Annotated in this window: 10 protein-coding genes and 1 pseudogene; 3 read left to right on the forward strand and 8 right to left on the reverse strand. The window is 39.4% G+C overall.

Annotation, left to right across the window (positions count from 1 at the left end):
• Positions 1–282 precede the first annotated feature (282 nt).
• The gene (locus tag E1176_RS12015; RefSeq protein ID WP_155210882.1) at positions 283–1,356 is read right to left on the reverse strand and encodes a response regulator; all 1,074 of its coding nucleotides are present in this window, start codon (positions 1,354–1,356) and stop codon (positions 283–285) included.
• A gap of 5 nt (positions 1,357–1,361) precedes the next feature.
• Positions 1,362–2,582, reverse strand: a complete 1,221-nt coding sequence (locus E1176_RS12020; RefSeq protein ID WP_155210883.1) for a PAS domain-containing sensor histidine kinase — start codon at positions 2,580–2,582, stop codon at positions 1,362–1,364.
• Between the two features lie 114 nt (positions 2,583–2,696).
• Between E1176_RS12020 and E1176_RS12025 the strand changes: the two genes are divergently transcribed.
• Together E1176_RS12025 and E1176_RS12030 are read left to right on the forward strand one after the other, a co-directional pair.
• A complete protein-coding gene (locus E1176_RS12025) occupies positions 2,697–3,146 on the forward strand; it encodes a universal stress protein (protein ID WP_155210884.1) in 450 nt (149 codons plus the stop codon).
• 87 nt (positions 3,147–3,233) lie between these two features.
• Entirely contained in the window at positions 3,234–3,671 is a 438-nt protein-coding gene (locus E1176_RS12030) for an Hsp20/alpha crystallin family protein (RefSeq protein WP_155210885.1), read from the forward strand.
• A gap of 105 nt (positions 3,672–3,776) precedes the next feature.
• Here E1176_RS12030 and E1176_RS12035 read toward each other — a convergent pair whose 3' ends face one another.
• Positions 3,777–5,171 carry an MBL fold metallo-hydrolase RNA specificity domain-containing protein gene (locus E1176_RS12035; protein WP_155210886.1) on the reverse strand — a complete coding sequence of 465 codons (1,395 nt, stop codon included), beginning with the start codon at positions 5,169–5,171 and terminating at the stop codon, positions 3,777–3,779.
• Between the two features lie 177 nt (positions 5,172–5,348).
• On the reverse strand, positions 5,349–5,873 hold the full coding sequence (locus E1176_RS12040; RefSeq protein ID WP_155210887.1) for a hypothetical protein: 525 nt from the start codon (positions 5,871–5,873) through the stop codon (positions 5,349–5,351).
• A 195-nt stretch (positions 5,874–6,068) separates the two neighbouring features.
• Between E1176_RS12040 and E1176_RS12045 the strand changes: the two genes are divergently transcribed.
• On the forward strand, positions 6,069–6,899 hold the full coding sequence (locus E1176_RS12045; RefSeq protein WP_155210888.1) for a universal stress protein: 831 nt from the start codon (positions 6,069–6,071) through the stop codon (positions 6,897–6,899).
• Here the strand turns inward: E1176_RS12045 and E1176_RS12050 are convergent.
• The 4 genes and pseudogenes from E1176_RS12050 to E1176_RS20695 all read right to left on the reverse strand — a co-directional run.
• Positions 6,886–7,683 (reverse strand): universal stress protein, encoded by a 798-nt coding sequence (locus tag E1176_RS12050; RefSeq protein WP_155210889.1) that lies wholly within the window; start codon positions 7,681–7,683, stop codon positions 6,886–6,888. The genes E1176_RS12045 and E1176_RS12050 overlap by 14 nt on opposite strands.
• Position 7,684: 1 nt before the next feature.
• Positions 7,685–8,476 carry a universal stress protein gene (locus E1176_RS12055; protein WP_155210890.1) on the reverse strand — a complete coding sequence of 264 codons (792 nt, stop codon included), beginning with the start codon at positions 8,474–8,476 and terminating at the stop codon, positions 7,685–7,687.
• Between the two features lie 157 nt (positions 8,477–8,633).
• Positions 8,634–9,131, reverse strand: coding sequence for a hypothetical protein (locus tag E1176_RS12060; protein ID WP_155210891.1), 498 nt, complete (start codon positions 9,129–9,131; stop codon positions 8,634–8,636).
• A 131-nt stretch (positions 9,132–9,262) separates the two neighbouring features.
• Positions 9,263–10,049 (reverse strand): annotated as a pseudogene (locus E1176_RS20695) (hypothetical protein); the annotation flags it as partial.

The raw sequence follows: 10,049 nt of genomic DNA on the forward strand, positions 1-10,049 counted from the left end.
AAAAAACGCCCCTGTAGCCCTCCTTGAGTAAAATATCACCTAATTAAAGTCATTACCTAACCTGATTCAGGTCATATTCATGTGCTGCTTTGGGTACTATCATTGTGTAACAAAAGGTTACAAAAGATGACACAATATTCAGGTAAGTTTGTCATCTGATTTTGACATGAGGTATTTCGGTATAGAGCCACCCACTGCATTGATGGGGATAGTAAAAGTCAAAGAAAGTATCTCTATTAAACTACATTTGGTAATTGCCATTAGCGAGCAGCAGTAGCGATCCTATCTTGCTACATGCCACTTCTTGATCTGCTCGAGCTTATCGGTGTCCTCGATTACTATTTTACCAGATTGCACACTCAATATGCCCTCCTCTTTTAGGTCAGAAATTACTCTTATAACTGACTCTGTGGCAGTGCCTACCATGTTTGCGAGGTCATCACGAGATATTGTAAGCGAGACATGCTTTTCGTTTTCTGGATTAAACTTATCATTAAGGCTGAGTAGCGCTTCAGCGGTTCGTTGTCTTACCGAGTTATAGGCCAGATGTAATAGATTTTCTTCTTTTTCATCCACCTTGTTGGAGAGCATTTCTATAAATTTTTTGGCAATTTCACGGTTGCCATACACCAATTGAAAAAACTCATCTTTAGGCATTACAATAATTTCGGAGTCTTCCATGGTCTCCGCATTATCGGTATGTTCTTTATTTTTCAGTAAAGATTCATAACCAAAATAGTCTCCCTTGGTGTAGATGCCGGTGATGAGCTCCTTGCCATCTTCATTGATTCTGATGGTTTTTACTTTTCCAGTGACGATAAAGTATATAAAAAGAGGCATCTCACCTACGCGGTAAATGTCATTCTTCTTTTTGTAATAACGCGGTTTTTTTTGCGTATCGATGTTGAGAAAATCATGGAGTTCCTTGGCATCTGAAATGAAAGAATTTAGTCCATCAGCACTAGAAGCATATTCCTTTTTTACTAAATCATTTTTTTTGAGTCGGGCTTCTATCGCGTCAAGCAGCTCGGTGTCATCAAAAGGTTTGGTCAGGTAGTCGTCTGCACCTAAGATCATGCCTTTTCGCATATCTGCTCTTTCAGCTTTGGCTGTGAGAAAGATAAAAGGAATGCTTGCGGTACTTTCTTTTTTAGATAGAATGTGTAAAACACCGTAACCGTCAAGCTCAGGCATCATGATATCACAAATGATCAGGTCTGGCTGCTCGTTCATAGCTACCTCAACACCCTCTTTACCATGAGAAGCTGTCAAAGTTTCATAGTCTGCCAGCGTGAGTATCTCTGCAATATTTTCTCTTATATCTGCATTATCTTCTATAATCAAAACTTTTTTCATCTGGCTTAATTTTTAGGGAATGTCACGTGAAATTCCGTGCCTTTATCTAGCTCGCTTTTAAATTTAATAGCCCCACCAAGCATTTCTACGTATTTTTTTACAATGTTGAGCCCGAGACCTGTGCCTTGCACATTGATGGCGTTTTTGGCTCTGAAAAATCGCTCAAATAAATGCTTTTGGTCATCTTCGGGTATACCCATGCCGTGGTCTATTATGCAAATGCAGATTTCGTCTTCTCGCTCAAAATCTAAACCGACATGTATATCTTTCTCAGAGTATTTGATCGCGTTACTCGTAAGATTAATTACGATATTTTTGATGATTTTTGGATCGGCCTGTATACTTTGAGGGTGACCTTTACACTGAAATTTAATTTGCTGTCCCGGCTTGATAATGGAAGACAACTCCTCAATTACTTCTTTACAAGCATCCACTAAATTTACTTCACAAACATCTATGTCTAGCTTCCCTTCTTCTAGTTTTGATAGTGAAAGGAAATCATTTAAAATTCCGTTTAGATTGCTGATCGATGATTTTATTTTATCGATATGTCTCAAGCGCTTTTCCTGTGCGCCTTCTTGTGTGTTGTATTTAGCAATCAGCGATGAAGATGATAATATAGTGCTTAAGGGGGTTCTAAATTCGTGACTAGCAATAGATACAAAACGAGATTTTAGCTCATTGAGCTCCCGCTCCCGCTCAAGAGCCGTTTTAGCTTCTTTTTCAGCCTTCTGTGTTACGATTATTTGTTTTTCCAGCTCTTCGGTTCTTTCCTTTACTCGCTTTTCTAACTGCGAAGCATAGAGTATCAACTGCTCTTCGCTTTTTTTAAGTGCCCGCTCTACCTTCTTTCTCTTACTTATGTCGATCACATAAGCGATTACATGCTTTTCTCCATTTAGCTCCGCTACATTTAAACTGATCTCAACCGGAAACTCCTCTTTACTTTTTCTTACAGCCAGGAGATCCCGGCCTGCGCCCATTCTTCTCGGTTCTGGTTGCTTCATATAATTTTGCCTATTGTCTACATGCTTATCGCGTAAAGAAACCGGTATCAGGTTTTCAATAGTTTTTCCTTCAAGCTCACTTGCATCGTAACCGAAAATTTGGTGTGCTGCTTTATTGGCCATTCTTATTATACCGCTTTTTCTAACTACAATGATTCCTTCCTCGCAGGCTTCATAAATAGCTTTAAAAGCACTTTCATTACTTGAAGGATTGGTCATATTTGGTGCATGTAATCGTTAATGTGACAAAAATCAGTATTCTTCTTGATCGCTATCCTGAATATAAAATAGACTTCTGGCTACCTTTGGTCTTGTCTAAATATAATTCTAATTATGGCTCAGGAGCAACTTTTCAGGAAGATTTTATATCCTATCGATTTTTCAGATGCATCTGTAAAGGCCCTACACTATGTAGTGAAACTGTCGGAGGTAAGTTGTGCTGATTTAATCCTTTTGCATACCTACAGACTGTTTGGTGCCGATGCCACAAATCACAATCTGGCGGAGGCTAAGCATATGCTGGAAAATAATGCCCAAATGGCTTTTGAAAAAATAGAGGAGGAAATGCTTAAGCACTCTTCTGTACAATGTTCGTTTCACTCAGAAGTTGGTTTTATATCAGATAGAATCATTTCGAGTATTGAGCCGCTCAATATAGACCTGATCATACTGTGTACAAACATACACCAACAAATTATGGGTAAATCAGACAATGAATATAACGGGCTGGTAAGTAAAGTAAAGTGCCCAATCATGCTTATGCCAAGCTTGTCTTTTAATTGATCAAAATCAGCGCCTCTGCTGATGCCTATCATTCACAGAAATCTATATGCTAAGTAGATTTGAGTATCACTAAAAAGCAATATAATCATGGGACTATTAACACCACGTACCGGGCCTTTTCATCGCATAGGAGATAGATATGCCACCATGTTTGATCTTGATCACTTCTTAGGTCGTAATGCCTTTGAAGACAGCTGGATGGCCATGCCACCACGCAATATTCGTACAAAAGGAGATCACATAGAAGTAGAAGTGGCTATGCCGGGATTTAAAAAGAAAGATGTAAACATCGAACTCAAAGACGGATTTCTCTATATCTCAGCACAAAGAAAACGTCACAATAATGGGGATAAAAAATTTGTAGAAAAGCAAGTGCCGGACAAAATTGCCGATCAGGTAATTGAGCTGGGAGCTGATGTTGACGAAGCCAGTATTTCGGCAAAATTGGCAAATGGAATGTTGACTATTACGATTCCGAAATCTGCCAAACCACAAAAAGCAAGCAAGCAAATTATGGTCGCTTAAAAGTGCTTGAATGAGATTTGAAGCCATTTGATGTGAGATTCCCACGCAGGTGGGAATTACGTGTAAGGAGAAAGATGTCTTGTGGATATCTCGGCCGAAGGAATATTAAATAGCTTTAAACAGTTCGAATGATTCAAGGTAATTGGGAATGATTACATTAGGCCAACCAACTGTATGCGTCAGTTCGTTGGCCATTTTCATGGCACTTTTAATCTCTCCATGCACTACAAACGTGAGCTTAGGTGCCTCTTTGAGCTGTCCTGCCCATTGTAACAGTTCCGCCTGGTCAGCATGTGCTGAAAGTCCATTGATATGCCTGACGTTGCATTTTACAGGTACATCGATGCCAAATATGCGAGAGGTGTCATCACCTTCTAATAATTTACGGCCCCGGGTGCCTTCTGCCTGATAGCCTGTAAACAACAAAATATCATTTTTGCGCGGTAGCCTGTGGTACAGATGGTGAAGAATTCTCCCTCCGGTACACATACCACTGGCTGAAATAATGACCGCCCCCTGGTCGATATGGTTGATATTTACTGAAGACTCCTGAGAACGATAATATTTAAAGTTCGGGAAGTCAAAAATGGACTCTTCACGGCCTTCACTGAGTTTATGGTCTTTTCTATGAAGCTTATGTACCTGGGTGGCACTTATGGCCATCGGGCTATCAATATAGATCGGGCATGCAGGAATTTGGCCGGACTCAATCAGTTGGTGAAAATAATACAGAAGTAATTGTGTTCTACCCACAGCAAAAGAAGGTATGAGCACACATCCTCCATTGTTAAATGCTTCATTTACTACTTCTGCCAGCTCTTCTTCAATATCAGAAAAAGTATTGAGGCGATCACCGTAGGTCGATTCTATAAATAAAATATCTGCCGAATTTATGCCTGTCGGATCTCGTAGCAGAGGCTGATTATATCTGCCGAGGTCTCCACTAAAAACAATAGATTTTTCCTGTGTGTCACCTTGTATTATAAACTTGACAATTGCAGAGCCAAGAATATGACCTGCGTCAAAAAAACTAGCTGAAATATGATTACAAAGTGCTACTGTTTCATCGTATTCAAAAGATTTGATGAGACTGAGCGCTGTCTCTGCATCTGTCGTGTTGAATAGCGGCAAGGGCTGGTCATGCTTTGAGTACCCTTTTTTACGGGCAAATTCAGCCTCTTCTTCCTGCAGTTTGGCGGCATCACGCAACATGATGTCAAGCAATGAAGCGGTGGCATTGGTGCAATATACAGGGCCATTAAAACCCTGTTTTACCAACCTTGGCAGATAGCCACTATGGTCGATGTGCGCATGGGTTAGTACCACAGCATCTATTTTCGTAGCATCTTCAGTGAAATCATCCCAGTTTCTAAGTCTAAGCTCTTTCAAACCCTGGAAAAGACCGCAGTCCACAAGTAATGTGAAACCTGTGGTTTGTAGTAAGTATTTAGAACCTGTGACAGTCTGCGCTCCACCGAGAAATTTTAAACGAACATCCATGGCTCAATTAAGATTAGTTTGAAAACATCTACTCTGACTTTTCTCGTATTATATTATGAGATGTATCACCTGTCAAAATGGTTGATTAAGTATGGTATTTTAACCAATTACATGTCATAATGCACCACTCCCTCGATACTTGCTTGTTTTGAGCATCCTGCAGATGATTTATAGAAATTAATTAAATCGTTTGCCAACTCCTAATGAAAAGGTCCATGTGCTAAAATTATATATCCTGTGATCATAAAATATGGTGGGGGACAAATCCCAGTGATGAGTGAGCTGTATTTCATATTCTATGCCCATTCTTACAAGAAAGAAGCTTTTCTGTCGATCCACTTCAGCTCCGGGGCCTACCTGCAAAATCAAACCTTCAATTGGGCTGTACAAAGCGTCCAGAGTCAGAACCAACGGATAGTTTCTTTCCAATTCCTCAGTTTTTTCTGATTTTATAACAAAGGTCTCAAGTTCAATATCACTATGCAGACCTAAGCCAATTTTCGGATTAAACCAATAATCAAGATCTAGTCCCCAGGAAGGGATGACAAATCGTTTTTCTGACCTCACCTCAGGTATGAGTGTATGGCCGAGGTATAGTGCAATTCTTTTATTTGGAGTTTGGGTCGTGTGGTCTTGCGACTTAGCAGGTATCAGCGCGCATGAGACCAATAAAGTAACGAAAATTGAAAAGCGATACATCATTAGGTTATCAGGTTAAATAGGTATCAAATTTACCAGACCGAATTGTGCAGTAGCGTAACAATTGTTACATCAAATGAGCGGCACCACTTTACCGTTATTCCCATAGAGGGTGATTTTTTTCAGTTGACGAATTGATACACATCATGACTTATAGGAGCTGACATAGCGATATTGAAATAAAAAAACTGTATCGATATGAAATATTTAGTTCCAACAGATTTCTCAGATTGTGCTCAAAATGCTTCTCATGTAGCTATAGATATGGCTCAAAAATCTGGCGCAGAGGTAGTTTTCCTTCATCTAATGACCTTGCCTATTGATTGGGTCACCTCCAACGACAAAAGGAGACAAAGCATGTACCCTGCCACTACAAAAGAAGTTGAGCGAATAGAAGAAAAGCTCAAAGAATGGAAGTCACAGGCCGAAAAGGTAGATGTAGAAACGTCATCTCACATTCACTATAATGAGTACAAAGACTTTATCAATCAGTTTGCTCACGATGAAGCTATAGATCTGATAATTATGGGTAGTCATGGGGCCCATGACCTCAAAGATTATTTTGTTGGCACCAATACCCAAAGAGTCGTTAGGTTTTCAAAGATTCCTGTGCTTGTGGTCAAAGAGCGGATAAAGGAGGTAAATAAAATAGCCCTTATATCAGATTTTAGTCGTGAGAATGTAAGCACGGAACCTGCAGTGACTGATTTTGTGAAGTTATTTAAAGCCGGATTCAACCTGGCTTTTATCAATACCCCATTAAACTTTAACTCCACAAGGGTTATTCAAAAGCGTTTATCAACCTTCCAGGCCGATTTTGATTTTACTACAAATACCCAAATCTACAATGATTATCAGTTTGAGTCAGGCGTTACAAACTACTGCAAGGATTATGGTGTAGACATTGTCATTATGAATACCCACGGCCGCAAGGGTATAGACCTTGCTGTGGCCGGGAGTTTAACTGAGAATATTATAGCTAATGTAAATATTCCGGTGCTATGCTTGCCAATTACTATTCATGAATAGAGAATAGTGGCACTGATAAGTGAATCGCAATGCGCTCGCTTAGACTATCATTAAAGATCGAATGAAAGAATGTATGCTTGCGTGGCATCATGGCAAGTATGTCGATGTCTTTCTTTTTCACATAGTTCATAATGCCTTCTACAGGATCAGACTCTTGCGCAAAAAAGAAGGCATGATTTACATCGAAAAGATATTCATGTAAGTTCATGGCTTCATCGGCTTCTTCTGCTGTTACTTTTTCAGGCTCTTCTGTAACATTTAGCAAATGCAGCTCGGCATCACAAGCGATACTCAAGGCCCTAATATGATTTAAAAGGCTGTTGTCGTTTAGCTTCTTAAAATCGGTAGCAAAAGCAATTTTCTCTATTTGATTGAGCGATTTATTCCCAGGTACTATTAGTACCGGAATAGGTGAATGTTGCATGACCTTTAAGGCTACGGTACCGGTAAGCTCAGATAAAATGCCATGTTTTTCGTTGGTGCCCATGATGCAGAGACTATAATCTCCTTCTTTCACCATGTTTACCACCTCTTCATAGGGCAAGCCGGTTCTTATTTCAATGTCGTAATCACATTTTAAGCTTATGCACAAGGCTTCGAGCTTATCGCGATTTTCTCTTAAGGCTTTTTCTTCGTCTCCAACTACGGTGTCACCAATGTTGAGCACGTTGAGGGCCGTGAGAGATGTGTTATACTTTTTGCAGAAGTCACCCGCTATATTTAGTGCGTTTTTACTGCAGGTAGAAAAATCTACCGGGACGATAATTTTGTTGAATAACTCCATTTTATTTTACGGGTATAATGAGTAATGGTGATTTAGCAAGAAATGCGAGCTGTTTGGAAACACTACGTTGGTGCGAATCTTTATGTCTCGTGGTATTATGTAAAACGGTAAGTAAATCTATGTCGTTACCAATCGCATAGTCGGCAATTGTTTTAACCAGATGCTCCCCCTCTACCTGGCTAAAGGTGTGCAGGTTATAAGAAAATAGCTTGTCATAGCTCTTTCTTATTTTGGATTCGTTATCGTCACCAACAGCCACTAACTCAGGTTGGTCTACATGAAATATATCTACCCTTGAGTTAAATGCTTCTGAAATATAATTGATAACATATAGTTCTGAAGATTGAGGCATAGCCAGGTAGTCGGCAGCAATAGCAATATGTTTTGGATTGAGCGTAGTGCTTTTAGGAGGAACCACCACCAATGCACATGGAGGGGAATCGATCACCGCAGCAGTAACACTGCCAATAACCAGGTCTCTGTCTCCAAACCCCTTGATGCCCATTATGGTCAGGTCAGTTTTGGTTTGAGCAATTGTATCTTTTATGCAAGAGACAACATTGCCCTCTCTTTCTATAAATTCAACATTTAGCTTTCGATTAAAAAGATAATGATGTTTGATGTGGTTAAACTTTTCTTCAACGTCAAACTGACGCTCCGCAGATTCGTCTTTTACATGAAGGATGTAAAGCTGTGCACAGATATTTTCTGCCAAATTGATAGCATATACAAGTGCATTGTCGGCCACCGGTGAAAAATCGGTGGGTATCAGTATTTTCTGTAAATTTTGCATGGCCTTTTTTTATTTAAATTTATAAGCCCTCGCAAATATTTACGATGATGCGGGTCAACCCACCAACTGATAATCGTCAGACAAATAAAAAAAGCTGACTCGTGGAGTCAGCCCTTTTTCGCTTGGTCAGAGGTTATATTTTAAAAGTGTTGTTTGATTATCTACTAGCTATCTGCTTAAGTGTAATTACATCTACTAAATCTTTACCATTTACTGTAGGTTCCTGCGTTTTTTCTAAAATTTGGTACGAAACGAAGCTTACGCCATCACGCTTTAAATCTAAGATCAGCTCATCCCCGTTGTTTTTTATATTTACAGTGGTAATGTTGGTGTAGTATGATTTGTCGTATTTTCTGTCACACACATCCATATCGGTCCAGATAAACTTACCATTGGCCACCATTTGCCATTGCACGTAGTTGCAGCAACCCAATTGTCCGGGGTAGTTTCTTTTTTTCTCAACCTTAAGTTTTACTGTTCTCTCTTCCAGAAAATCCTGATCTGTATTGCAGGCTATGATGACATGCTCATTAGATTTTTTAATCACTTTTGAATTAATGAAATCTTGTAAGTCAGTTTTTGCTGACTGGCCATACGTGGTATTAATGGCAAATAATGAGCAGAATAATAATAAGGTTTTGGCTATCGTTTTCATGCCAAAATAATTGCATAAACCTTGCCGATAGCGGTTTTAAGCTAGATTTTAAGAATCTCTATGTAAAGTTGTAGAACTCAGTCCCCAATGCAGGAAAAAAGGCAACTATTGCGCTGATATAGTGAATCAATTTATTTGAGTAATACACCAATCTTCAGTCGGCCTGTAACCGCCAGCGGAGTGGCAGAGTCACCAAGTATAAATCCGTAATGATTGGCCCGGTAATCATAAACATCTGAGTTGTCAATTGTATTTTGGTTGCTAAAGCCATACCCCAGACCAAATGAAAAATCTATTAAAAAGAAATTGTCATAAATGATTTGCTTACCGATGTTGATCACCACAGCCCCTGCAACTATATCTCTCTCTGTCTTCACGGTGCGATTATAAAACCAACTGTAGCCTTCGAAGCTATTTCTATAGACTGACAAAAGTAGCTGTGGCTTTATATACGAGCCTTTTAGTATATGGGCGTATTTATATCTGGTAGTGTAAAAGTCAGGTGTTCTCATAAATTTATAACCTGCCGATACATACGCACCGTTGCTTTTACTTTCTTCATCTGTGTCAAAGCCAATACCTATAATCCCCAACTCAGACTCAAAGCTTCGGCCGGGTTTTATATTTCTCTCATAAGAGAAGGCAAGGTTTTCAAAAAGCGGGGAAAAGAAATTTAGTTTAATAGCTGATTTCCGGTCATCGGTATATGAGGCCGGGTCAGTCAAAGGGTCTTTAAACTCAATCACACGGCCATTGCTGAGTTCAATTTTTAGCAATCGATCTACTGCTATTGAGATGATTGGTCCTTCTGGCATATCAGGTTCACGATATTTTATCTCATCAAGACCGATCTCTGTGATTTTACACTCGATAACTGATTTGTCTTTTTTATAGATTTTATCCTGGGCAAATGACGTA

The organism is Fulvivirga aurantia, from assembly GCF_009711475.1.
In the GTDB taxonomy this organism is placed as follows: Bacteria; Bacteroidota; Bacteroidia; order Cytophagales; family Cyclobacteriaceae; genus Fulvivirga; species Fulvivirga aurantia.